Below are 21,592 nucleotides of genomic sequence, written 5' to 3' on the forward strand. Positions count from 1 at the left end.
ATCTTCAATAACGGTGAGGTGTTCAATCAGGGTCATTTGGGGGGGATCTATGATGACGGAGAGCCCGATTAGATCACAGCAGATCGCTGGTATCAACTTCCATTAACAAAGTACGATCCCGCCCTGTCCGTTAGACGGAGCGGTTTTAGTGGTTCAGGTTGCGAACCCGGTAGGGTTCTGGTTGTTCAATTTCGAGATCCAATGGTTTCCAGCTCAGGGCGTAGCGCAGTGGCTCCGATCCTTTGCGGGACAGAGGGCAACTGGCCAGCCGTAACCAGTCGGCGTTCAGTAGCTCATCGCGCGCCTTTTTCAGGGCGGGCTTGGTCCAGCCTCGCGAACCAAAGTAGGCATGGGTCAGCAGGAGTTCGCCGTTGTTGTGGCCGTTGTATTGAGCGGCCACCTCCCACAGCAGGGCTTGGGCCGGTTTGCTCAAGGCCAGATAATCCGGATGGCTGAGGATTATCTTCAGCACTTGGGCAAACTTGCTCTTCTTGCCCTTGTCACCTGGCAACTGCACCTTTGTCTTGTGCCGCGCACTGGCGGGTAGCTTCGTGGGATCCGCATCGATGGCTTGCCAACCCAGCCCATAAAGGTTCGGAGCCTTGCGGCTGGTCTGCGGGCGGGTCTTACGCAGCAGCTCTGAGGTCTCTAGCTCGGCAATCGCCTTACGCAATTGGTCCCGCTTCCAGCCAAGCGCCAGCATGGGCTGTTCCGCTAAGTGCAGGTCACCGTTGTTTTGGCCGTTGTATTGCCCTCCGGCCTGGATGAGCAGAGCGCGGCAAACGGGCCGTAAGCTCTGGTACTGTTGGCTGTCGAGCACGAAGTGCGGCAACTTGAAAAAGCTCAAGGTCGCATTGCCACGGCCATTGGGCATTTTGTTACTCGATTGATGGATCGCCATGACATGCTCCCCGCAAGAGTGGATAGGCTATTTAGCCCGATAGAAACGTCGGAGTTAGGCGATAGGGTTCGGCCAGGTCTGCGGGTTCTCGCACCATTGAAGGACATCACCAAGGCGCCAGACGACGGAGCGGTTACCGAGCTGGCGGCGCTGAGGGAAGCGGCCCTGCTTCTCCAGCTTGTAGCGCTGAGAGCGGCTCAGGCTGGTGAGGGTTTTGCACTCAGATTCACGGATCTGGCGAGCGGGATGGTAGAGAAATTGTGACTTGTTCATGGTTGGCTCCAACGTTTGTTGTTTGCGTTGAAGCCATTAACTCGTGAGCCAGATTCAGTTGATTGGAAAAAGATCCAAGGAAAAACTTACATGACTAACTGCCAGAATGACGGTTAAGCGCGATGGTGTGAGTGTGGTGCTCACTGCATTCGTTTAGTGGCGAGAACTGTGCCTCAAAGGCATTGGCGTTTTCCAAAGGGCGATAGCCAGGATTGGCGTCAATGGCTTGCCGGGTCTGCTGGATAAGAAGGCCTATCTCTTCACGTCGTTTGGAAAAATCAGCGGCCAGTGTTTTCGCATTGTAACCCCAGCTATTCGCCCGGCAGTAGCTCTCGAAACGCTGGTAAGTGCGAGCGGCTGCCTCTTGAATTGTGTTACCGCACTCCTCAACGAGGAGCCATACCGACATCAGCAAAACATCACTATCCAGCCCTTTGCTGGCTTCCTTGCGGAGAGTGGACGGTAACAGTAGGCCGGAAACTTCCTCACCGCGGGCGATGCGCTGGGTTACCTGGCGGAAGTTTTTTTGGATCTCCGGTGGGAGGTACATGGAAAAGTACCCTGCTAAATGGTCGGCCTCGAACAGGTAAGCGGCATTTCCTGATTTAAGATACAGGTTGTTCAGCGTATAGAGGTGGGGTAGCAGCAGGTGTTCGGCTTCTTGTTGAGTGGTTTCAGAGACATGATCGTAGAAAAGCAGAGGGTCTTCTGGAAGAAAATTTGCTTCCTGCTCATATTTTTCTTGGTGCTGATTGCTCATACATTCCCTTCAAAGAGTTGGCGCTAAAAACTCAGTATATCGGGGGCTTCAGTTGTATAAATGATGCCTAGAGCGAGCTTTAAGCAATTAACTCGGGGTACATGGCGGGGTACATATAAACAAAAAAGCCGATTTCATTTCTGGAATCGGCTTTTAATTCAATGCATTAGATGCACTGTTTAGTTCATGCCGTACTTTTTCAGCTTCTTACGCAGGGTACCGCGGTTGATACCCAGGATGTTGGCTGCGCGGGTCTGGTTGCCGCGGGTGTACTGCATCACGATGTCCAGCAGAGGCTGTTCAACTTCACACAGAACCATTTCGTACACTTCAGACGCTTCTTGGCCATCCAGTTGAGCAAAGTAGTTGCTTACGGCGCGCTTGACGGAGTCACGCAGCAATTGCGGCTTAACGGTACCGTTTGGAGTTTCGATCTGACCGACGGTCAGTTGGTGCGCTTCAGTAAAGGAGTTCTGCTGATCAAACATACTGTCTTTGCTCTGTCTCTTAACTATCAAATTGTACGAAAAAGCCGGCTAGGGCATCGCGCTGCGCGGCGGCCGAATCCAACTGGTTGAATTGGCGACGCAGTTCCGGTTGTTGTTGGTGATCCAGGTACCAGCCTACATGCTTACGAGCAATGCGCATGCCGCGCTCATCGCCGTAAAAGTCATGGAGGGCCTCAAGGTGCTCCTGCATCAGGGCCTGGCGCTCCGCTTGGGGCGGGGGCGCCAGATGTTGTCCGGTTTCCAGGTAGTGGGCGATCTCGCGAAAGATCCATGGACGCCCCTGTGCCGGACGCCCAATCATCAGGGCATCCACACCGGTTTTGTCCAATACCTGTCTGGCCTTCTCCGGGCTGTCGATATCGCCATTGGCGATGACAGGGATGGAGATGGCCGCTTTTATGGCCGCGATGGTGTCGTACTCGGCTTCTCCCTTGTACATGCATTGACGGGTACGTCCATGCACGGCAAGCGCCGCAATGCCGCTTTGTTCGGCAATACGGGCGATGTCGACACCATTACGGCTGTCCGGATCCCAACCGGTTCGGATCTTGAGGGTCACTGGAACCTCGACCGCCGCAACGACGGCGTTGAGGATCTGACTGACCAGATCCGGGTGGCGCAGCAGTGCTGAGCCAGCCAGCTTCTTATTAATTTTTTTCGCTGGGCAACCCATATTGATGTCGATGATCTGGGCGCCACGTTCCACATTGAAACGAGCGGCCTGAGCCATCAACTCGGGTTCACAGCCTGCGATTTGAACGGAGCGGATCCCGCTCTCTCCGCTGTGGTCCATCCGCGACATTGATTTCTCTGTTTTCCAAACCAAAGGGTTGGAAGAGAGCATCTCTGACACAGCCAGTCCGGCACCAAGCCGGCGACACAAACGGCGAAAGGGAAGATCAGTAACGCCGGCCATCGGCGCCACGATCAGCTGGTTATCCAGTTGATAGGGTCCAATTTTCATGGTCACTAGAGCCCGCATCCGAAACAAGGGGGCGAATCTTACTCTTTTTTTGGGGGCCTGGGAAGGTCAGAAAATGAACGCGGCGCATATTTTTTCGCTTGACTTCTTTCTGAGCAAAGCCTTTAGGCTGGGGCGAAGCCAAGTTAGCGGTTGCTCACTTTCAGCTTTGCCCCTGGCTTGCCTAAATTTTCACCAAAAGAATGCGCTTATCGTTTGGTGCCATCGAGGCGACACCAATCGCCTTCGATGGCGGTTGGGTTGAGGTCAAACCACTGGCCGTAGATGGCGCGCAGTTCTTCCGCTTGTTCCTGCAGCAGACCGGACAGGGCCAATTGCCCGCCTTGCTTAACCAGTGCGCTGATCACCGGTGCCAATTCGCGCAGTGGGCCGGCCAGGATGTTGGCGACCACGACGTCGGCCTGGATGTTGTCGGGCTGATCCTTGGGCAGGTAGACGGTGAGCTGATCTTTGACGCCATTGCGCTCGGCGTTGTCGGCGGAGGCGGTCAGGGCTTGAGGATCGATGTCCAGGCCCACCACGTCGGCGGCACCCAGCTTGATGGCGGCGATGGCCAGAATGCCGGAGCCACAGCCAAAATCGACCACGGACTTGGCCGAGAGATCGAGTCCGTCGAGCCAGGTCAGGCACAGTGCGGTGGTCGGGTGGGTGCCAGTGCCGAAGGCCAGACCGGGATCGAGCAGGACATTAACGGCGTCCGGCTCTGGGGCTTCACGCCAGCTTGGGCAGATCCACAGGCGGCGACCAAACTGCATGGGATGGAAGTTCTCCATCCATTCACGCTCCCAGTCTTTGTCTTCCAGCGCTTCGACTTTATAGGTCATTTGATTGGCCAGCTCGGGCAGTTGTTTGAGCTGCTCGATCACCGGCTTCATGTCGACGATGGCGTCAAACAGGCCGACCACGTCGGTATCGCCCCACAGGCGGGTTTCGCCCGGCAGTGGCTCAAATACCGGGGTATCTTGAGCATCCAGGAAGGTAACGGACGCCGCGCCCAGCTCCATCAGGGTATCGCTGATGGTATCGGCGGATTCGGCGGTGGCGTTTAAGCGCAGTTGGATCCAAGCCATGTTGTTCTCTGATCTGTCTAATAAGGAGTGGGCGAATTGTAATGGCTGGCGGCACGATCGCCACTGTTTTCCCCGATTCGCTGTTCTTGTGGCTTTTTGTGATCTTGGTTGTGCATCTTGGTCAAACCAATTTGCAGCGTCCAAAAACTTGATCACCATCAATCGAAATGGCCTATGCGAACAGTAGTGTTGACTAAATTGTTTCCTTCAGGCAGCGAAATAATGCGAAAACTGTTAGAGCTCGGGCGTGGCCCTGCACGGATGGATCTATTGCAGGGGGCGACAGGATTGGCATTAATGCTGTTTCTGTTGGTTCACTTACATATGGAAGCCAGCGTTTTGCTGGGGACAGACGCATTTGATGCGGTGGCTTGGTTCCTGCACGCGGGCTGGGCGGATCCCACCGGGGTGGGTTATGGCTTTATGGTGGTGCTGGCGGTGCTGGTGGTGTCGGTTTTGCTGATCGGCCATGTGCTGGCGGTGCTGCGACGCTTACCCACTGAATGGCGCCAAGTGCAGGCGCTGCGCCAGCATATTGATGTGGTTAAGCACGATGGCACGCGTTTGTGGCTGACGCAGGTGGGCTCAGGCGTGGCCTTGATGATTCTACTGCCTATCCACTTGGCAACCATGATGACGCAGCCACATAGCTTGGGGGCGGAGCCGTCTTCTTTACGGATCGTGTTTGAGGGCGGCTGGTTTCTTTATGGCTTGTTGTTGCCTGCCGCGGTGATCCACGGCATGGCGGGCGTGGTGCGTCTGTGGCTGAAATGGTGTCCCTATGCCGAGCCTCGGTTTGATGGCCGACGTTGGGGTCGCCGGTTTGCCATCTATCTCTTGGTGCTCGGCTCGCTGAGTCTGTTAATGCAGGTGTATAACGGCCTGTTTCTGTTTGGAGCTGCGGCATGATGAAAACCGTATATACCGATGCATTGGTGATCGGCGGGGGCTTGGCGGGTTTGCGGGTGGCCTTGGCGTGTAAGGCCCGGGGTCATGAAGCCATTGTCCTTTCGCTGGTGCCTGCCAAGCGCTCCCACTCTTCCGCCGCTCAAGGCGGGATGCAGGCCAGTTTGGGCAACTCTGTTAAGGGGCAGGGAGATGGTGAAGATCTCCACTTCCAGGATACGGTCAAGGGCTCGGATTGGGGCTGCGATCAAGCTGTGGCGCGGATGTTTACCCATGTGGCGCCTAAGGCGGTCCGTGAGGCAGCCAATTTGGGCGTACCTTGGAGCCGGGTGAAGGCGGGGCCGCGTAAGACGGTGGTGAACGCTGAGCCGGTTATTTTGCAAGAACCGATGGCGGCCCACGGGCTGATCCAGGCGCGGGATTTTGGCGGCACGGCGAAGTGGCGAACCTGCTACACCTCCGACGGCACGGGCCATTCGGTGCTGTATGCGCTGGATAATCAGGCGATCGGGGCAGGCATTGAGATCCATGAGCGGGTCGAGGCGCTGCGCTTGATCCACGATGGCGAGCGCTGTCATGGCGCCATCGTGCGGGATCTGATCAGCGGCGAGTTGATCGCCTATCTGGCGCGCACCACGACCATGGCGACCGGGGGCTGGGGCCGTTTGTGGGCGGTGTCCACTAATGCTGTGATCTGCGAAGGAACCGGCGCGGCGTTGGCGCTGGATGCGGGTGTGGCCTTAGGTAACCCCGAGGCGGTGCAGTTTCACCCCACCGCCATTGTGCCTGTGGGCATTCTCACCACTGAGGGTTGCCGCGGTGATGGCGGGATCCTGCGGGATGTCGATGGCCATCGCTTTATGCCCGACTATGAGCCGGAGAAGAAGGAGCTGGCGTCGCGAGATGTGGTGTCGCGGCGGATGACCGAGCATATGCGTAAGGGCAAGGGGGTGCCGAGCCAATATGGTGATCATCTCTGGCTCGACATCACCATTCTGGGTCGAGAGCATATTGAGAAGAACCTGCGTGAGGTGAAGGAGATCTGCGAGAACTTCTTGGGGATCGATCCGGCCGAGGAGTGGATCCCGGTGCGGCCAACCCAGCATTACTCGATGGGGGGCGTGCGCACCGATCCCAATGGCGAGAGTGATGGACTGAAAGGGCTGTTTGCCGTGGGTGAAGCGGCTTGTTGGGACATGCACGGCTTTAATCGATTGGGCGGCAATTCGCTGGCGGAGACGGTGGTGGCCGGGATGATCGTTGGTGATAAGGTGGCCGACGCCTGTGAGTGCTACGCCATGGGCGAGTCGACGTTGGCACGACAGCATGCTGCAGTGGTGCAGGCGGAGATCGATGCGCTGCTGAGCGGTGATGATGGCGCGTCAGTGGTGGCACTGCGGCAGCGCATGGAAACCCTGATGATGGAGAAGGTGGGGATCTTCCGTAATGGCGCGGCGTTGGCGGAGGCGGTAGAAGAGTTGACGCTGCTGGCGCAACAAAGTCAGCGGCTCAAGCTCAGCACCAGTAAACGCCACGCCAATCCCGAACTGGTTGATGCGCTGCGGTTGCGTAAGATGCTGAAGGTGGCGTTGTGCATTGCCACGGCCGCACGAGAGCGGACCGAGAGTCGCGGTGCGCATGCGCGGGAGGACTTCCCGGAGCGCAATGATCGCGATTGGTTGAAGCGTACCTTGGTGCGCTGGCCGGAGTCGCAAGCTGCGCTGCAGGTGGAGTATGAGTCGCTGGATGTGATGGCCATGGAGATGCCGCCGGGCTCACGTGGCTATGGTAAGGATCTGGTGATCGCGCATCCGCACACCGCGGCTCGGCTGGCGGAGATCGCCGCGTGGGATCAAGCGAATCCGGATGCGACACCGAAGCAGCGCCAGCAAGCCTTGTTGCCAGCTGTATTTGCCAGCCTGCTGCCTGAGCATTTGCGCGGGGACAATGTGCGCCGTGAGGGTCAGGTTCCCGTTCCTTTAAAGGCTGAGGCGGCAAAGTTAGCTGGGCTGATAAGCCCCAACCAGAATGACGAGACGATTGAGGCCGAAGCGGCCGAAGTAGCCGGAGAGCAAGTATGACCCAGCGTACCCTGACGTTTGAGATCTTCCGGTTTGATCCTTTCGAGCCGGGCGATAAACCGACCATGCAGAGTTTTGAGTTGGAGGAAGCGCCGGGAATGACGGTGTTTGTGGCGCTCAAGCAGCTGCGCGAGCAGCAAGATCCCAGTCTGCAGTTTGATTTTGTCTGCCGCGCGGGGATCTGTGGCAGTTGCGCCATGGTGATCAACGGCGTGCCGACCCTGGCGTGTCGCACGCTGACGGCGAACTACCCACAAGGGCGGATCAAGCTGATGCCGCTGCCTGGCTTTGAGTTGATCGGCGATCTGTCGGTCAATACCGGCAAGTTTATGCGCCAGTTGTCTGAGCGGATCGGCGCTTGGCTGCATCCGAAAAAGGCGGTGCACAGTTTCGATGCCATCGAGCAGAAGATGGAGCCGCATTTGGCGGAGGCGATCTACGAAACCGAGCGCTGTGTTGAGTGTGGATGCTGCGTGTCCGCTTGCGCCACGGCGCAGATCCGTGAAACCTTTGTCGGTGCCGTGGGGATGAACAAGGTGGCGCGCTTTGCCCTGGATGATCGTGATGTACGGGAAGTGGATGATTTCTATCACGTGATCGGCGATGAAGACGGGGTGTTTGGTTGCATGACCCTACTTGGATGTGCCGATACCTGTCCGAAAGATCTCAGTCATCAGGCCCAGATCGGCTACCTGCGACGTAAGCTGGCGTTGCATCCGCGGATCATCTAACTATTTGACGCAGGCAGAGATGCGATAGCCCAACGGGGAGCGAACGCTCCCCGTTGTCGTGTTGAGACGTTTTATGGACGCACCCCCCCTTTGCGCAGAGATCCCTGCTTCATTGCGCCATCTTTGGCCTTTCCTGCGGCATTTCCTGCTCCTGCGGCATTTCCTGCGGCCTTTCCTGCGGCATTTCCTGCGGCCTTTCCTGCGGCCTTTCCTGCGGCCTTTCCTACGGCCTTTCCTGCGGCCTTTCCTGCGGCCTTTCCTGCGGCCTTTCCTGCGGCCTTTCCTGCGGCCTTTCCTGCGGCCTTTCCTGCGGCCTTTCCTGCGGCCTTTCCTGCGGCCTTTCCTGCGGCCTTTCCTGCGGCCTTTAGTCAGGGCTGAAGGCCCTATACAACGCCTTAATTTTACCTATCGTGGGCGGCTTACCTGCGTGATTTAATAAAAAGATGCAATAGGGTGCGATTGATTTTTGCGTGAGGCTCATTCGTGATCTAGGTTGGATTTTGAGGGCAATTTAAAGACTTATCTAACTGGAGCTGAGCGATATGAAAATGAAATCTGCGATCTGTTTACTGACGTTGTTGCCGTGCTGGGCCAGTGCCCAGCTTGATCCGGAACTGGCGCAATTCCAGGCTCTGATGGGAACGACTTGGAATGGTGAGTATCAGGTGGCCGTCAACTCAAAGGTCAACACTGAGGTGGTGCTCTGGGAGGAGGCATTACAGGGCAATGCGGTGCGCTACAGCCACAGCATGAATGATGGGGAATATCAGGGTGAGATCCTGTTTGTTTGGAATGCGGAGAGTGAGCAGGTCGAGTTTACCTACCACACCACCGCGGACTTCTTCAGTCATGGCATGGTAACGCAACATGACAACGCCTTTGTCTTTCACCACTTCTTGCAGGGCGCCGATCCGGGCTTTGAGGAAGTGAAAACTGAGATGGTGATGCTGCCTAACGGCCAGATCCGTACGCAACCCTTTTATCTACAAGACGAAGGCTGGAAGCCAGGCGATGTGGCGCTGTTTACTCAGGCACAATGAGGCAGGATTCGCACCAACGTTGGGATCTACAAAATAGAAAACCCGCCAAATAATGGCGGGTTTGTTTACTAAACCAGAAGGGCGTGCCGCGAGAACGCGACACGAAAGAGCCTCTGCCAATCCATGTCTAACGCATAGCCGCCAGTTCCGACAATGTCAGTGTACCCAGAAGCACGGAAGACGAATTTGCCCACTCTCTGGCTTTCCCAGTTATCAATGTCTGCATCAAAGTAGTCCCACAGCCTATCAATAATATATTTTACGACACTGCTTTGGTTACCGGCTCTGACCATAACAGCGTGAGGCTGAAGTAGGGAGCTTCAGCCTCATCGGGTTCAGAATTTACCAGGTAATGCGGACATTATCGGTATAGATCACCCAGTGATTGTCTTGCCACTCTGCCTCACCATTGAGAGCGGAATGGAAGCCAATCTCAGCCTGCTGGCTGATGGCCATCAGCTTGAAACCGGTATGATCCGGGAGTAATTCGCACTTAAGCACCTGTTGAGCGCCTCCATACTGGCGGGCATTTTGATCTGAGCCGTGCAATCGACTGTCTTGAGCCGCGCCGTGCAAGCGGGCCCCTTGGTCGGCCCCATGCAAACGACTGTCTTGGTCGGCCCCATGCAAACGACTGCCTTGATCTGCTCCGTGCTGGCGACTGCCTTGATCTGCTCCGTGCTGGCGATTGGCTTGGTCGGCCCCATGCAAGCGACTGCCCTGATCAGCGCCGTGCTGCCGACTGTCTTGGTCGGCCCCATGCAGGCGGCTGCCTTGGTCCGCCCCGTGTAGCCGGCTGTTTTGATCGGCGCCATGTAGGCGACTGCCTTGATCCGAACCATGTTGGCGGTTGTTTTGATCGGCGCCAAATGCCCGCTTAGGCAGACACTGCATGGGGATCCGGTACCAGTTCTTTCCAATCTTCAATTCCGGCCCATTCGCGCTGTAGACCGCGCCCGGCAGACTGAACATGAGGGCCGTAAAACCGGCCGCAATTCGGTTTTTCATAAGGCTCACCTTGTCTTACAGCGGATAGGTCGAGAGCCACAAAGACCAAGCATACCAATTGTGGTTTTGATCTGCGCTGCGGGTATAGGTCTGCTTCCACTGCATTTTTTCCCAAGTCACTGCGGTGACGCCATCTCTGGCAGCCTGAATTTTACTGTCAGGGATCTGTAACATGTAAGAGCGGGATGCTGGGCCATAAGCGGCAGCGATCGCTTGGTTGAAGACCAGCACACCGTATAGAGGCTTGTCATACCCATCCTGATAGATCAGCACGCGTTTGGCACCGTTGCGCAGGGCCATGTCGTAATGCTCAAGCATTTTCGACTCTTTGGTGAAGGCGTTCACGGCGTGCGTCCAGTCGAAAACATCGAAGGGGGTGGCAAAGCGCTCGCCACCGATAAGTTCAAAGCTGCCGTCTTCTGCGACGATGCGTACTCCTTCATTGACGAATATGCCGCCTGGAATGGCGACGGCTGTTTTGTTGGTGGTATCAATATTGGGAGGCGGGCTACTGGCGCAGCCTAGCGCTAAGATAAAAAATGCGGCGATAAGACTGATGCGTTTCGTGATGAGGCTCATGGTTGTGCTCCTGCAGTTTGGATTTCCCTATGGGTGTTGAGTATGTGCGCTCGGGTTTGGCGAGCGTAAGTTTGGTTGGTCTGATTGAAGGGCTCGATGCACCCAGATCACGGTTACGGTCATAGCGATCAGATCAGCGATGTCGAATGTGCCCCAGCGGGGCTGAAAATATTGAAGTGCTTCGATGGCCCACGCAAAAAGGAGTGCAGGCCAAAGAGAGTGAAACTGTGCGTAGCGATGAAAGGCGATGGTCAGTGCCGCAGCCCAGCAGATATCGGCAAAAACGTCGCTTACTATCGGCAGTTGGGCGATCAACCCTCCACTGCGCTCGGGCCAGTCACACCAAGAGTGCAGTAGCATTCTTTCAAGCAGCGTCGTTGGGCGCCATAGAAGGTAACTCAAGAGCCCCATGGCTAGAGTAAGGCTTAACCAAAGTGGTGCCATTCGTTGAAACAACATGTTGCCCATAGTCTTAGTGGCTTATTGGTGTCACTACCGACTATATGTGATTGAAAATCCCTCTGTCCAGAGAGAGTGTGGATAAACTGAGTGTGATTGCCGCTTGAACTATGCCTGAATGCTATTCGGTGTTTGTGTTTCGTTTTAATTTGATGGGACAGAGCAATCGGTGTTGCTAAGCGGGGTGGAGGGACCCTTAGGCGCTTTTGTTCGAGGCGCCGACTCAGCTAGCTGAGTTTGGGCTTGATGGCGCGTCGAGAGGAAACCGCCGCTTGAGCGCTTTAGCGTGGCATAGGAGCCAATGACTACAGGGCCGTTGTGAGCATAACGACATGGCAGCTGATTGAATCTATGAGCTTAATTTCCAGTCAAAAGATACAAGTTGGTTCCTGCACTGCTTTAGATTTGCAATGAAAAAACTCGCAAATGAAAGTGTGCGGGCGTACGCTCAATGGAAAGTAACTTGATCTTTAAATGTTATAAGGTGAGAGGGTTTCAGGGATGAAAAACCGATTGCAATCGATGTCCATTCTCTGCGCTTTGATGGTATCAGGGTGTTCGGCCACGATAGACAGTAAGGAGCAGCTTTCCGACGGGCGGTATATGGTTAAAACGGTAGGTTACACGATTTATATCTCGGATGAAGCGATGATAGCGGCGTTGGCGGAGCAAGCCGAGAAAGTCTGTGCGCCATTAAATTTTAAGTTTGATGGTGAAAAGGAGGCTGGAGTGGTCCCAACAACAATTGGGGAGGACAGTGGCATCCGAGTTCAGCCCCATATGCCAGAAGGTAGTGCCTATGGTCTCGTCCAGTGCCAAGATTGAATCCAAAACTGCAGTGAGGGTGTAAGCGCCTTTGAGCTGCCGATACAACGACATCATGTGCCATTTAGCCGTACAGGAAATAAAAAGCCCGCCATTTTATGGCGGGCTTTGCTTATTAAACCAGTCGCTTACTTCTCGGCTTCCAGTTTCTTCTCCAGGTAGTGGATGTTGGTGCCACCGTTCTGGAAGTTTTCATCGGCCATGATCCGCATCTGCAACGGCACGTTGCACTTGATCCCATCGACCACCAGCTCGCGCAGGGCGTTGCGCATGCGGGCGATCGCGATCCCGCGGTTTTCACCGTAGGTGATCAGCTTGCCGATCATGGAATCGTAATGCGGCGGTACGGTGTAACCGGCGTAGATATGCGAGTCCCAACGAATGCCCATGCCACCGGGTGGGTGGAAGTGCTCGATCTTGCCTGGAGAAGGCATGAAGGTGTTGGGATCTTCGGCGTTAATGCGGCATTCAATGGCGTGGCCACGGATCTGTACATCTTCTTGCGTGATGGACAGAGGTTGGCCAGCGGCAATGCGCAGCTGCTCTTTGATCAGATCGACCCCGGTTACCATCTCGGTCACTGGGTGCTCCACCTGAATGCGGGTGTTCATTTCGATGAAGTAGAATTCGCCGTTCTCGAACAGGAATTCGAAGGTACCGGCGCCGCGGTAGCCGATCTCGACGCAGGCGCGGGCACAACGTTCGCCGATGAACTTACGCATCTCTTCGGTAATGCCTGGGGCCGGGGCTTCCTCGACCACCTTCTGGTGACGACGCTGCATGGAGCAGTCGCGCTCACCCAAGTGGATGGCGCTGCCCTGACCGTCAGCCAGCACCTGAACTTCGACGTGGCGTGGGTTTTCTAGGAACTTCTCCATGTACACCATGGAGTTGCCAAAGAAACTGCCGGCCTCGGATTGGGTGATGGCAATGGCTTCGATCAGCTCACTCTCTTCACGTACCACGCGCATGCCGCGACCACCGCCGCCACCGGCGGCTTTGATGATCACCGGATAGCCGATCCGCTTGGCGATCTGCAGGTTGCGTTTGGTATCGTCGGTCAATGGACCGTCGGAGCCCGGCACGCAGGGAACGCCTGCTTTCTTCATCGCTTCGATGGCAGACACCTTATCGCCCATCAGGCGGATGGTGTCGGCTTTCGGGCCGATGAAGATGAAACCGCTCTTTTCGACCTGTTCGGCAAAATCGGCGTTTTCAGACAGGAAGCCATAGCCGGGGTGAATGGCGATGGCATCGGTCACTTCGGCGGCAGCGATTAGGGCCGGGATATTCAGGTAGCTGTGGGCGGAGGGGGCCGGACCAATACAGATGGTCTCGTCGGCCAGCAGTACGTGTTTCAGATCCTTGTCCGCGACGGAGTGTACCGCCACGGTCTTGATCCCCAGCTCGCGGCAGGCGCGCAAGATCCGCAAGGCGATCTCACCGCGGTTGGCGATGACGACTTTATCCAACATGAGCGGTTTCCTTACTCAATGATGAACAGTGGCTCATCGAACTCAATCGGGTCGCCGTTTTCTGCCAAGATGGCTTTGACGACGCCGGCTTTGTCCGCTTCGATCTGGTTCATCATCTTCATCGCTTCGATGATGCACAGGGTGTCGCCGATGTTGACGCTGTCACCCACTTCGACAAAGGGCTTGGCACCCGGGGTGGCGGCACGATAGAAGCTTCCCACCATAGGGGATTTGACTTGATGGCCAGCAACGGCGGCTTCAGCGACGACAGGGGCGGCTGGGGCGGCGGCTGCGACAGGAGCTGGTGCGGCCGCGTAGGTGGTAGGTGCTACATTAGCAACCGCTTGGGGGCTGGCGATGCGGACGCTTTCTTCACCTTCGGTGATCTCCAGTTCGGCGATGCCGGATTCCTGTACCAGTTCGATCAGTTTCTTAATCTTACGAATGTCCATAGCGGTGTTTAATCCTGTTGCGTTGTCTGTTGTTTTTGCAAGAAATCTTGAGCTGCCTCAAGGGCGAAGCGGTAGCCCTGGGCTCCCAGCCCGCAGATCACGCCCTGCGCCACATCCGACAGATAGGAGTGATGGCGGAACGGCTCGCGGGCATGCACGTTGGAAAGGTGGATCTCAATAAAGGGGATGGCCACCCCCAGCAGGGCATCGCGCAGCGCCACGCTGGTATGGGTTAAAGCGGCGGGGTTGATCAAGATAAAATCCGCCGTCGTGGCGTGGATCGCATCGATCAACTCCGCTTCACTGTTGCTTTGCAGATGGGACAGGGCGATCCCTGCCTGTGCCGCCTGCGCTTGCAAGCCGGTGACGATGTCGTTCAACGTTTGATGACCATAGAGGCCTGGCTCCCGACGGCCCAAAAGATTTAGGTTGGGCCCATTCAGAAGCAAAATCTGCGCTTTGTGTGACATCGTGTCTCCATCCCCTGCGAACTCACGGTGAAAAGTCGACAAATAAGAACAGAGTCTGAAATCTGACCAGTTGTCGGTGAGCTCTTGATTGATTGAGCCATTATAACGACATCAACGGATTTGGCAGCACTTTACTGGTCTAATCACCGCAGAATCACCGCAAGGTTACTCTTTTCCATAGTTACTGCGGCTGCGTAGGGCTTTGGTCTGGCCATGGCGCTTTTTGTGGTCGATCCGTTTGCGTTGGGAGGATCGGGTGGGTTTGGTTGCGATCCGACGTTTCTGTACCACCATGGCTTGTTCGATCATCGCCTTAAGTCGGGCCAATGCATCTTGGCGGTTCATCTCCTGCGAGCGGTATTGCTGTGCCTTGATGATGATCTTGCCGCTGGCGGTCAGGTTGGGGTGGGCGCGGGCGAGGATCCGCTGTTTGTAATGATCGGGCAGGGCTTGTGAGGCCTTGACGTCAAAGATCAGCTGGATCGCGGTGCTGGTTTTATTGACGTGCTGGCCACCCGGGCCGCTGGCCCGGATCATTTGGAATTCGAGTTCGTGGGCGGGAATGCTGACCCGCTGGGATAAAGTGAGCATGGCGGGCAGTGTAGCCTGTTCCGGCTTAGGAGTTAACTGGCTGCCCGCCAGCGGCGCGGATCCCCAGGCTTACTGTGCGGTTGGGCAGTCGGTGCTGACGATGTAATCGATCATGACGTCGGTGAGCGGCACATTGGCATGACCGCCGACCGGGCCAGTGGCAACGATGGCGATCTGATCCACCACGTCCATTCCGCTCAGTACCCGGCCAAAGACGGCATAGCCCCAGCCATCGGCGGCGTGGGCGCGATCCAGCAAGGGGTTATCCACATGGTTAATGAAAAATTGGGCGGTGGCGGAGTGGGGCGCCTGGGTACGGGCCATGGCCAGGGTGCCGCGCGCGTTCGTAAAGCCGACATGGGCTTCATTGCTTATCGGGGGATCGGTGGGCTTGGCGTTCATGCCTGGCTCGAAGCCGCCGCCTTGGATCATAAACTCGGCGATCACCCGGTGGAACAAGGTTCCGTCGTAAAATCCGCGATCGGCGTAGGCGTGGAAGTTGTCGCCGGTTTTTGGGGTGTTGGTGCGGTCAATCCCGATCTGCACGGTGCCTTTGCTGGTGTGGAGTTGGTAGCAGCTGTCGAGCTGCATCTCGGGTGTGGGCTCAAGCGGTGGTGGGTTGTCGTTGTCATCGGAGCTGCAGCCCAGCAGCAGTGGGGTCAGCAAGAGCGGGATATACGGCTTCATGTTCCGTCCTGAAATGGGTGACTAAAGCAAAGGAGTCGCCCAGTCTAACGGCAGTGTGGCGCAGTATGGGGAATGAAGACGCGAGTGAGCGTAAGGCGGCACGGGCGTGCCGCCTTGGAGCTTGAGCCGAGGATCACAGCGCCAGGTTGAGCGCCTGATCGCCGGACACGATGTTGGCTTTGACGGGGCGGTTGTTCTGAGTAATGACGATGCCACTATCGGTTTTGTTGATCTGATAGGCCCCTTGATTGGCATCGAAGATCAGATGGATAGGTTTGGATACGGTAAATTTGTTCTGCTCACGACTGTGGATGACGTTCTCTTCATAGCGTACGGTGACGACCTGCTTGCCGCTGCCCAAAGTAACGCTATCGGCGTGGACGGAGACTTTGTTGCCATTAACGGCTGTGGCGAAGAAACCTTCGCCCAGCTCGAGCTGACCCGCCTGGGCTGCCGTGCTGAGCAGCAGGGCCGTGGTCATGGTTGCGAAGATCGTTTTCGTAGTGCGCATGATGATTCTCCTTCTATATACAGCGCCAGAAGGTGCATCGTCGGCATTGGACCGGGATGACCCTGATATACCAAACCCATTCTTCGTGTGATCGCGCTTCGTGCGTACGTCGGAGTCGTTGGTTTGCTATGTGCCGCTGACCCCCTTCCTGATCCTTCAAGGAAGTCAGGTCATGACCGGTGTGAACGTGATCACTGCGACATTGATTACTTTTTACCATTGCGTTAATGAAAAGTGAACTCGGCAGCGACACCAAACTGCCAACCGGCCTTAAGTTTGGTAAAAAATGCTGCGTAGTTGCAAGTGCATAGAACTAACGTTCGAACTTGCCGCGCACAAAACTGGCAGCAATGCCTTTGATGAGGCGAAAAAAGCGCTAAATGCCAAATCTTAACAATTTGTGGTGTGCATGATTGTGCACAGAAAGAGAATATAGGTGCCTGCGCATTACGTGAACAGTTTGTTGTGGTGTGGTGGATTAATTTAAGGCAGTGAGGGGCCAAATGTTACAGGTCATTGCAGGGAGCGAGGCGGCGAGGGCGATCGAGCAGGAGGGGATGATCCCTCAGCTGTTTGATAAATGGATCGCCGCCAGTGGCGGCCCGAAGTGGTTACCCTTGGCGCCGCTGGATCGCCATTTGAGCGAACAGTTTTTGCTGCCGGATCAGCCCCTGGCATTGATGGGGACCTCTTCAGGCGCTTGGCGCTGCGCGGCCTTGTGTCACCCCCAGCCCGCCGAGGCCCACCGACGGTTGCAGCAGGGCTATATTCATCAACGCTATGATCAAGCCCCCACTCAGGCGGAGATCGCGCGGCAGTGTCAGGCATTGCTCGAGGCCGCGTTTGAGCCGGAAAGTCGGCAAGCCATGGTGACACACCCCCATCGTCAGCTGAATCTTATCGCCTGTCGCGGTCGCGGTCTGTTATCTGCGCCCCGTCAGGGCAGCGTGATGGCAATGGCGGCGTTGACGGCGGCGATCAACCTGGTGGGCCGTCGAGGGATCGCGGCACTGTGGCAGCGCTGGGTCTTTCATGCCGGTAGCCACTCGGGGTTTAGCGGCATGTCTGATCTGCCCACTTACAGCGCGCAGTTGCACGCGCCGGCGCTGATCGCCGCTTTGTTGGCCAGTGGCAGCATTCCGATGGTCTTACCGGGGGTGGAGGATCTGGCGGGGGCGGCTCCGGGACGGTATTACGACGGCGGCGTCACAGATTACCATCTGGATCTGCCGGCTCTGCGGCAAGGCGGGCTGACCTTGTACCCCCATTTCTATCCTTATGCGGCCCCCGGTTGGTTTGACAAGTCACTGCCGTGGCGACGAGCGCAAGACAATTTTAAGCGGGTGGTGATCCTGGCGCCGAGCGAGGCGTTCATTGCGCGTCTGCCCGGACGTAAGCTGCCCGATCGAACCGATTTTCGTGCGCTGTCCAGTGCGCAGCGGATAGACGCGTGGCAGCAGGCTGCGAGCATGGGGGAGGCGTTGATCGAGGGATTTGAGGCTATCCGTCAGGAGCCGGGACGCTATCTGCAACGAGGCTTTGGCTGAGCGGTTAGGATCGCTTATTTCGATTGCGGTGGGCGAAAAATATGGGTTGAAATGCAAATGGTAATTGTTATCATTTGAATTGATTCAGCGTTTCTTTCACTATGGAGCCCGCACCATGAAAACCCTGTCCTTTGCCCTGATGCACTTCAGTATTGCTTTTGCCCTGGCGTACCTGTTGACCGGCAGCCTGGTGGTGGGCGGCTTGTTGGCGGTGATCGAGCCCTTAGTCAATACTTTTGGTTATACCCTGCACGAGCGGATCTGGCGCAAGATCGAATCCAATCGTGCGGCCGTGTTGGCCTGAGCCCCGCGTTTCATCCTCCCTGCAAAGCCATGCGGCATAACGGACGTTATGTCGCTTTTTTGGGTTGTGTGTGAGTTAACTGTTAGTCGAAGTTTTCGTTTTATATCTCAGCCTATTGCATCGACCTCACCCACTAAGTCGCGTTGGCGACGGCAAGCCATCTTTGTGAAGGCATGGGGGGCGAGCCCCTCTGCACACCCCCTACCGCTGCGTTTCGCTGGTCCCTCGCTAATGGTGCGCTCCAGCGCCAATGCCGACAAACGGGCTGAAAGTCGCCCAGGCTCTTGATGGAGAGAGGCAACGACAAAAGCGGCCAGCCGCTTTCAAAAAGGGCTCCGTCCAGCTCCCGGTCTGCCTCCACGCACCAACGCTCGGCGCTGCGCTAGGCGGCCTAAATGCGGCGTAAACCTCGAACTTCATCTTAGAGCTTCAACAACTACTTAAGACACAGCCCTTTTTTGCGTGCGCCCTTGTGTGCCGTAGCAATGGCTTCAGTGCTGTACGTCGCGTGCGTTGCATGCGCGCGCGGCAAGGCGGGCTTTGTTAGGGCTCAACTCGGTATGGGGTGCTGGCCTCTTGATGCATAGGCAAAGAAAAACCGGCTGATGAGGCCGGTTTTGATGAGGATGATGAATGGTCAGGGGAGGGGATCAGCGTCCTTGCTGATCGCTCTATCAAGAGACGCACCGCTCGGGGAAGAGTGGATGTCCTCCTCTGACGGTTAAAGCATGCCATGGCGTCAGCGGCGTAAGCCAATGGAAAAAAGCCATGCCCCTAATCGTCTTTTTGGCGGAACTTGGTCCAAGCAAGCGCCGGGGGAACGGAGGCAGGGCTGAGGCTATGCTTGTAAGAGGCAGTGGCCCGGCATGGTCTACACTCTGAGAGCTTATGTTGTGGGGGGAACGACGGCCCCATCAGCCTGAAACCGTCACCATCGCTGCCGCCGGAGGCCCTATGAAACGCATAGAGGCGGCGCTGCTCCCGATCGAGGCTCCGGTATTACCTCAGGGGCGAAAGGAGCTGCGCATTGTTACACCCGGGCAGCTAAGGATGGTCGCGAATTCTCTCAAGGACGATAATGCCTGGCTCGTGGTTTGTATGAACCGCGACGAAACCGATCTGCCCTGTTACCCCGTGGCGACCCGAGTCCGGGTGGTGGATTTTCATCAACTGGATGACGACAGTTTGTCGATCGTGGTGGAGGGGATCCGCAAGGTGCGGATCTCAGACGTTTGGGCCGCGACGGATGGCGTCTGGATGGGCAAGGTCTTGCCTCTGCCCAACTGGCCTCCTCGCCCGCTGGCGGACAATTACGCCATGTTAGGGGAGGCACTCAAGCGACTGTATGACAGTCAGCCTGCGCTGGGGGAGCTTTATCCGCAGTTGGCGTTGGATGACGCATGTTGGGTGAGTCAGCGCTGGCTGGAGGTACTGCCGTTAATTGAAAAGGACAAGCAGATGCTGATGGAGCAGGCGGACTGCTGCAAGGCCATGCAGTACGTGATGTCCCTGATCCGATCCCACCAAACCGAGTAGCCTGTGACGGGCTCGGTTTGGCGGGGCTATGTGTTACGGCGTGGCGTTGAGCTTGTCGGTGCGGTTCCCGGTGAGATCCAGCACCTGCTCTGCGACGCCGGCGCCGGCGGCTTGATAGATGTTGTACACCCGCTCTACTCCGAGTCGATGCAGGGCCTCGGCCTCCTCGGGCCAGCGAGACACCGCAGCGATCTGCCCTTTGAAGTCGATCAACTGCAGTTGCTCCGCGGTGAACTCATTACCGTGGTGGTAGGGCATGGCAAGGATCGCCAGCTCGATCTGACTGGTACTTTCCAGCTTGTCCCAGAAGTCGGTGTCGGTGGCGTCGCCCATGACGACATTGCGGCCTTCGCTGAGATGACGATCCACCATCTCCTGCTTGTGATCGATGCCGAGAATGCGGTCGCCGTAATGCTGGCGCAGATCGTCATAGGCACCGGAGCCGATCCGACCCATGCCGACGATCACCACCCGCGGATCGCCCAATTGAATGGGTTGCTCTTCGCTGTGCAGATCTTGCGGCTCCATCTTCTTGAGCTTATCGCGCCACTTCAGATAGATGGCCTGACCGTGGGTGGACAGCGGCGCGGCGATGATGAAGCTGAAGGTCACGGTCAGTGCCATGACTCGCAGCCAGCTCGGATCCATGCTGCCCGCCGCAATGGCGGCCGTGAGCACGATTAAGCCAAATTCGCTGAAGTTGCCCAGCGTCAGCGTGGCCATAAAGGCACTGCGCAGGCGCAGCTTAAAGCGGGTCAGCAGACTGAGGAACAGGGCGCCTTTGAAGGGCAGCAGCAACATCAGCACCAACGCGGCTATTACCTCGCTGCCGGTGGGCAGCCCTTGCTGACCTATGGTCAGGAAGAAGGCGATCAGGAACAGCTCTTTAAACAGGAACAGCGACTTGGACAGCTCTGAGGCTTTGGCGTGGCCGGCTAGGAGCAGCCCCATCACCAAGGCGCCCAGATCCGGCTTGAGCCCGACCAGCTCAAACAGAGCGGCGCCGGGCGCCAGCGCCATCGCCAGGCCAAACAGCACCAACATCTCGCCGTGGCCGACGCGATCCAGTAAGCGGTAAAACAGCGGCCGCAGCAGGGGCAGGGCCAGTAGGCCGAAGGCCCACACGGATGGCATTTCGCCCTTGCTGGCGGTGAGGTACACCACGGCGAACAGATCCTGCATGATCAAAATGCCGATGGCGGTGCGCCCATACAGGGTTTGCGCATCGCCGCGCTCTTCCAGCACCTTGATGGCGAACACGGTACTGGAGAAGCCTAGGGCAAAGGCCAGGATCAGGGTTTGCTCCAGCGACAGGGCGCTGAATAGACTGAGCCCGAGCAGTCCCAGTCCCTTGATCGCCAGCCCTGCCACCACCAGGGTGATGGTCAGGTGCAACGTGGCTCCGCCCCAGACTTCGGCTTTGGCTAGGCTGCGCAGATCCAGCTTGAGGCCGATGGCGAACAGCAGCAACAGTACGCCGAGATCGGCGATCGGCTCGAGAAAGGGCAGGGCTTCAATGCCGGCACCGTACAGGGCAAATCCGGCCAGCAGGTAGCCGATCAAGGGGGGAAATCCAACCACGGTGACGAGCACCGCCAACAGCAGTGGAAACACCAATAACATGGGATCCATCATGACACGCTCTCCGTTTGTGGTTTTTGGTCACTCTTAGGACCCAGGAAAGGGCATTTTATCAGTTCTTTATGGGATTGGGTGGTGCAACCACTGGTCACGACTTTACAGCCAGTGTCTGTTCAGGCAGGGAAGGGTTATACCAATTGCACTAAAAGTTTGATCTAATAGTGCTTTGATTAGTGACCCGAGCATCGACGATGCATACTTCCAGCGATTTCAAGCAACTTGCCAAGAAAGTCAGCGATTCGAGGATGAGAACG

24 protein-coding genes are annotated in these 21,592 nt (G+C 56.8%); 9 read left to right on the forward strand and 15 right to left on the reverse strand.

Features of this window, described 5'->3' with window-relative positions:
* Positions 1 to 145: 145 nt before the first annotated feature.
* From ABEA08_RS07645 to prmA, 6 genes are all read right to left on the reverse strand, one after another.
* A complete protein-coding gene (locus ABEA08_RS07645) occupies positions 146 to 901 on the reverse strand; it encodes a hypothetical protein (RefSeq protein WP_345334697.1) in 756 nt (251 codons plus the stop codon).
* A gap of 54 nt (positions 902 to 955) precedes the next feature.
* On the reverse strand, positions 956 to 1,174 hold the full coding sequence (locus tag ABEA08_RS07650; protein WP_345334698.1) for an AlpA family phage regulatory protein: 219 nt from the start codon (positions 1,172 to 1,174) through the stop codon (positions 956 to 958).
* 94 nt (positions 1,175 to 1,268) lie between these two features.
* The gene (locus ABEA08_RS07655; protein ID WP_345334699.1) at positions 1,269 to 1,934 is read right to left on the reverse strand and encodes a hypothetical protein; all 666 of its coding nucleotides are present in this window, start codon (positions 1,932 to 1,934) and stop codon (positions 1,269 to 1,271) included.
* Between the two features lie 179 nt (positions 1,935 to 2,113).
* Complete coding sequence (gene fis / locus ABEA08_RS07660; RefSeq protein WP_345334700.1) at positions 2,114 to 2,422, reverse strand: DNA-binding transcriptional regulator Fis; 309 nt, start codon at positions 2,420 to 2,422, stop codon at positions 2,114 to 2,116.
* A gap of 19 nt (positions 2,423 to 2,441) precedes the next feature.
* Positions 2,442 to 3,407, reverse strand: a complete 966-nt coding sequence (gene dusB / locus ABEA08_RS07665; RefSeq protein WP_345334701.1) for a tRNA dihydrouridine synthase DusB — start codon at positions 3,405 to 3,407, stop codon at positions 2,442 to 2,444.
* Positions 3,408 to 3,613: 206 nt separating this feature from the next.
* Positions 3,614 to 4,495, reverse strand: a complete 882-nt coding sequence (prmA, locus tag ABEA08_RS07670; RefSeq protein ID WP_345334702.1) for a 50S ribosomal protein L11 methyltransferase — start codon at positions 4,493 to 4,495, stop codon at positions 3,614 to 3,616.
* 222 nt (positions 4,496 to 4,717) lie between these two features.
* Between prmA and ABEA08_RS07675 the strand changes: the two genes are divergently transcribed.
* The 5 genes from ABEA08_RS07675 to ABEA08_RS07695 all read left to right on the forward strand — a co-directional run bounded on the left by ABEA08_RS07675 (position 4,718) and on the right by ABEA08_RS07695 (position 9,253).
* Positions 4,718 to 5,404, forward strand: a complete 687-nt coding sequence (locus ABEA08_RS07675) for a succinate dehydrogenase/fumarate reductase transmembrane subunit (protein WP_345334703.1) — start codon at positions 4,718 to 4,720, stop codon at positions 5,402 to 5,404.
* A complete protein-coding gene (locus tag ABEA08_RS07680; protein ID WP_345334721.1) occupies positions 5,404 to 7,482 on the forward strand; it encodes a fumarate reductase flavoprotein subunit in 2,079 nt (692 codons plus the stop codon). The genes ABEA08_RS07675 and ABEA08_RS07680 overlap by 1 nt, the downstream gene beginning before the upstream one ends.
* Positions 7,479 to 8,213: a fumarate reductase iron-sulfur subunit gene (locus tag ABEA08_RS07685; protein ID WP_345334704.1), complete on the forward strand. Its 735-nt coding sequence runs from the start codon at positions 7,479 to 7,481 to the stop codon at positions 8,211 to 8,213. The genes ABEA08_RS07680 and ABEA08_RS07685 overlap by 4 nt, the downstream gene beginning before the upstream one ends.
* 90 nt (positions 8,214 to 8,303) lie before the next feature.
* Positions 8,304 to 8,591, forward strand: coding sequence for a hypothetical protein (locus ABEA08_RS07690; protein WP_345334705.1), 288 nt, complete (start codon positions 8,304 to 8,306; stop codon positions 8,589 to 8,591).
* A 164-nt stretch (positions 8,592 to 8,755) separates the two neighbouring features.
* On the forward strand, positions 8,756 to 9,253 hold the full coding sequence (locus ABEA08_RS07695) for a hypothetical protein (protein WP_345334706.1): 498 nt from the start codon (positions 8,756 to 8,758) through the stop codon (positions 9,251 to 9,253).
* Between the two features lie 342 nt (positions 9,254 to 9,595).
* On the opposite strand, the gene ABEA08_RS07700 is transcribed toward ABEA08_RS07695, so the two are convergent.
* Positions 9,596 to 10,261 (reverse strand): hypothetical protein, encoded by a 666-nt coding sequence (locus tag ABEA08_RS07700; protein WP_345334707.1) that lies wholly within the window; start codon positions 10,259 to 10,261, stop codon positions 9,596 to 9,598.
* 15 nt (positions 10,262 to 10,276) lie between these two features.
* Positions 10,277 to 10,840, reverse strand: a complete 564-nt coding sequence (locus ABEA08_RS07705; protein ID WP_345334708.1) for a hypothetical protein — start codon at positions 10,838 to 10,840, stop codon at positions 10,277 to 10,279.
* Between the two features lie 960 nt (positions 10,841 to 11,800).
* On the opposite strand from ABEA08_RS07705, the gene ABEA08_RS07710 reads away from it, so the two are divergent.
* Positions 11,801 to 12,124 carry a hypothetical protein gene (locus tag ABEA08_RS07710; RefSeq protein WP_345334709.1) on the forward strand — a complete coding sequence of 108 codons (324 nt, stop codon included), beginning with the start codon at positions 11,801 to 11,803 and terminating at the stop codon, positions 12,122 to 12,124.
* A 128-nt stretch (positions 12,125 to 12,252) separates the two neighbouring features.
* Here the strand turns inward: ABEA08_RS07710 and accC are convergent, their stop codons facing one another.
* The 6 genes from accC to ABEA08_RS07740 form a co-directional block, all read right to left on the reverse strand.
* A complete protein-coding gene (gene accC, locus ABEA08_RS07715) occupies positions 12,253 to 13,599 on the reverse strand; it encodes an acetyl-CoA carboxylase biotin carboxylase subunit (protein WP_345334711.1) in 1,347 nt (448 codons plus the stop codon).
* Positions 13,600 to 13,610: 11 nt separating this feature from the next.
* Complete coding sequence (accB, locus tag ABEA08_RS07720) at positions 13,611 to 14,051, reverse strand: acetyl-CoA carboxylase biotin carboxyl carrier protein (RefSeq protein ID WP_345334712.1); 441 nt, start codon at positions 14,049 to 14,051, stop codon at positions 13,611 to 13,613.
* Positions 14,052 to 14,059: 8 nt separating this feature from the next.
* Positions 14,060 to 14,521, reverse strand: coding sequence for a type II 3-dehydroquinate dehydratase (gene aroQ, locus ABEA08_RS07725; RefSeq protein WP_345334713.1), 462 nt, complete (start codon positions 14,519 to 14,521; stop codon positions 14,060 to 14,062).
* Between the two features lie 165 nt (positions 14,522 to 14,686).
* The gene (gene arfB, locus ABEA08_RS07730) at positions 14,687 to 15,112 is read right to left on the reverse strand and encodes an alternative ribosome rescue aminoacyl-tRNA hydrolase ArfB (protein ID WP_345334714.1); all 426 of its coding nucleotides are present in this window, start codon (positions 15,110 to 15,112) and stop codon (positions 14,687 to 14,689) included.
* Positions 15,113 to 15,181: 69 nt separating this feature from the next.
* Positions 15,182 to 15,799: a peptidylprolyl isomerase gene (locus ABEA08_RS07735; protein WP_345334715.1), complete on the reverse strand. Its 618-nt coding sequence runs from the start codon at positions 15,797 to 15,799 to the stop codon at positions 15,182 to 15,184.
* A 133-nt stretch (positions 15,800 to 15,932) separates the two neighbouring features.
* Complete coding sequence (locus tag ABEA08_RS07740) at positions 15,933 to 16,310, reverse strand: DUF2057 family protein (RefSeq protein ID WP_345334716.1); 378 nt, start codon at positions 16,308 to 16,310, stop codon at positions 15,933 to 15,935.
* Positions 16,311 to 16,813: 503 nt separating this feature from the next.
* On the opposite strand from ABEA08_RS07740, the gene ABEA08_RS07745 reads away from it, so the two are divergent.
* The 3 genes from ABEA08_RS07745 to ABEA08_RS07755 all read left to right on the forward strand — a co-directional run bounded on the left by ABEA08_RS07745 (position 16,814) and on the right by ABEA08_RS07755 (position 19,697).
* Positions 16,814 to 17,857 carry an alpha/beta hydrolase gene (locus ABEA08_RS07745; protein ID WP_345334717.1) on the forward strand — a complete coding sequence of 348 codons (1,044 nt, stop codon included), beginning with the start codon at positions 16,814 to 16,816 and terminating at the stop codon, positions 17,855 to 17,857.
* Between the two features lie 115 nt (positions 17,858 to 17,972).
* The gene (locus ABEA08_RS07750) at positions 17,973 to 18,161 is read left to right on the forward strand and encodes a DUF2061 domain-containing protein (RefSeq protein WP_345334718.1); all 189 of its coding nucleotides are present in this window, start codon (positions 17,973 to 17,975) and stop codon (positions 18,159 to 18,161) included.
* A 954-nt stretch (positions 18,162 to 19,115) separates the two neighbouring features.
* Positions 19,116 to 19,697, forward strand: a complete 582-nt coding sequence (locus ABEA08_RS07755) for an LON peptidase substrate-binding domain-containing protein (protein WP_345334719.1) — start codon at positions 19,116 to 19,118, stop codon at positions 19,695 to 19,697.
* Positions 19,698 to 19,730: 33 nt separating this feature from the next.
* On the opposite strand, the gene ABEA08_RS07760 is transcribed toward ABEA08_RS07755, so the two are convergent.
* Positions 19,731 to 21,332, reverse strand: a complete 1,602-nt coding sequence (locus ABEA08_RS07760) for a cation:proton antiporter domain-containing protein (protein WP_345334720.1) — start codon at positions 21,330 to 21,332, stop codon at positions 19,731 to 19,733.
* Positions 21,333 to 21,592: the final 260 nt, after the last annotated feature.

The organism is Ferrimonas pelagia, from assembly GCF_039543565.1.
Taxonomy (GTDB): domain Bacteria; phylum Pseudomonadota; class Gammaproteobacteria; order Enterobacterales; family Shewanellaceae; genus Ferrimonas; species Ferrimonas pelagia.

Excerpts from the sequence above, each read along its gene's own strand:
- dusB (WP_345334701.1), bottom strand. The coding sequence starts at position 3,407 with ATGAAAATTGGACCCTATCAACTGGATAACCAGCTGATCGTGGCGCCG.
- ABEA08_RS07675 (WP_345334703.1), top strand. The coding sequence starts at position 4,718 with ATGCGAAAACTGTTAGAGCTCGGGCGTGGCCCTGCACGGATGGATCTA.
- ABEA08_RS07645 (WP_345334697.1), bottom strand. The coding sequence starts at position 901 with ATGGCGATCCATCAATCGAGTAACAAAATGCCCAATGGCCGTGGCAAT.
- ABEA08_RS07680 (WP_345334721.1), top strand. The coding sequence starts at position 5,404 with ATGAAAACCGTATATACCGATGCATTGGTGATCGGCGGGGGCTTGGCG.
- prmA (WP_345334702.1), bottom strand. The coding sequence starts at position 4,495 with ATGGCTTGGATCCAACTGCGCTTAAACGCCACCGCCGAATCCGCCGAT.
- accC (WP_345334711.1), bottom strand. The coding sequence starts at position 13,599 with ATGTTGGATAAAGTCGTCATCGCCAACCGCGGTGAGATCGCCTTGCGG.
- ABEA08_RS07755 (WP_345334719.1), top strand. The coding sequence starts at position 19,116 with ATGAAACGCATAGAGGCGGCGCTGCTCCCGATCGAGGCTCCGGTATTA.
- ABEA08_RS07695 (WP_345334706.1), top strand. The coding sequence starts at position 8,756 with ATGAAAATGAAATCTGCGATCTGTTTACTGACGTTGTTGCCGTGCTGG.
- ABEA08_RS07745 (WP_345334717.1), top strand. The coding sequence starts at position 16,814 with ATGTTACAGGTCATTGCAGGGAGCGAGGCGGCGAGGGCGATCGAGCAG.
- ABEA08_RS07700 (WP_345334707.1), bottom strand. The coding sequence starts at position 10,261 with ATGAAAAACCGAATTGCGGCCGGTTTTACGGCCCTCATGTTCAGTCTG.
- accB (WP_345334712.1), bottom strand. The coding sequence starts at position 14,051 with ATGGACATTCGTAAGATTAAGAAACTGATCGAACTGGTACAGGAATCC.
- ABEA08_RS07735 (WP_345334715.1), bottom strand. The coding sequence starts at position 15,799 with ATGAAGCCGTATATCCCGCTCTTGCTGACCCCACTGCTGCTGGGCTGC.
- ABEA08_RS07655 (WP_345334699.1), bottom strand. The coding sequence starts at position 1,934 with ATGAGCAATCAGCACCAAGAAAAATATGAGCAGGAAGCAAATTTTCTT.
- ABEA08_RS07685 (WP_345334704.1), top strand. The coding sequence starts at position 7,479 with ATGACCCAGCGTACCCTGACGTTTGAGATCTTCCGGTTTGATCCTTTC.
- ABEA08_RS07750 (WP_345334718.1), top strand. The coding sequence starts at position 17,973 with ATGAAAACCCTGTCCTTTGCCCTGATGCACTTCAGTATTGCTTTTGCC.
- ABEA08_RS07740 (WP_345334716.1), bottom strand. The coding sequence starts at position 16,310 with ATGCGCACTACGAAAACGATCTTCGCAACCATGACCACGGCCCTGCTG.
- ABEA08_RS07760 (WP_345334720.1), bottom strand. The coding sequence starts at position 21,332 with ATGATGGATCCCATGTTATTGGTGTTTCCACTGCTGTTGGCGGTGCTC.
- ABEA08_RS07650 (WP_345334698.1), bottom strand. The coding sequence starts at position 1,174 with ATGAACAAGTCACAATTTCTCTACCATCCCGCTCGCCAGATCCGTGAA.
- aroQ (WP_345334713.1), bottom strand. The coding sequence starts at position 14,521 with ATGTCACACAAAGCGCAGATTTTGCTTCTGAATGGGCCCAACCTAAAT.
- fis (WP_345334700.1), bottom strand. The coding sequence starts at position 2,422 with ATGTTTGATCAGCAGAACTCCTTTACTGAAGCGCACCAACTGACCGTC.
- ABEA08_RS07705 (WP_345334708.1), bottom strand. The coding sequence starts at position 10,840 with ATGAGCCTCATCACGAAACGCATCAGTCTTATCGCCGCATTTTTTATC.
- ABEA08_RS07710 (WP_345334709.1), top strand. The coding sequence starts at position 11,801 with ATGAAAAACCGATTGCAATCGATGTCCATTCTCTGCGCTTTGATGGTA.
- arfB (WP_345334714.1), bottom strand. The coding sequence starts at position 15,112 with ATGCTCACTTTATCCCAGCGGGTCAGCATTCCCGCCCACGAACTCGAA.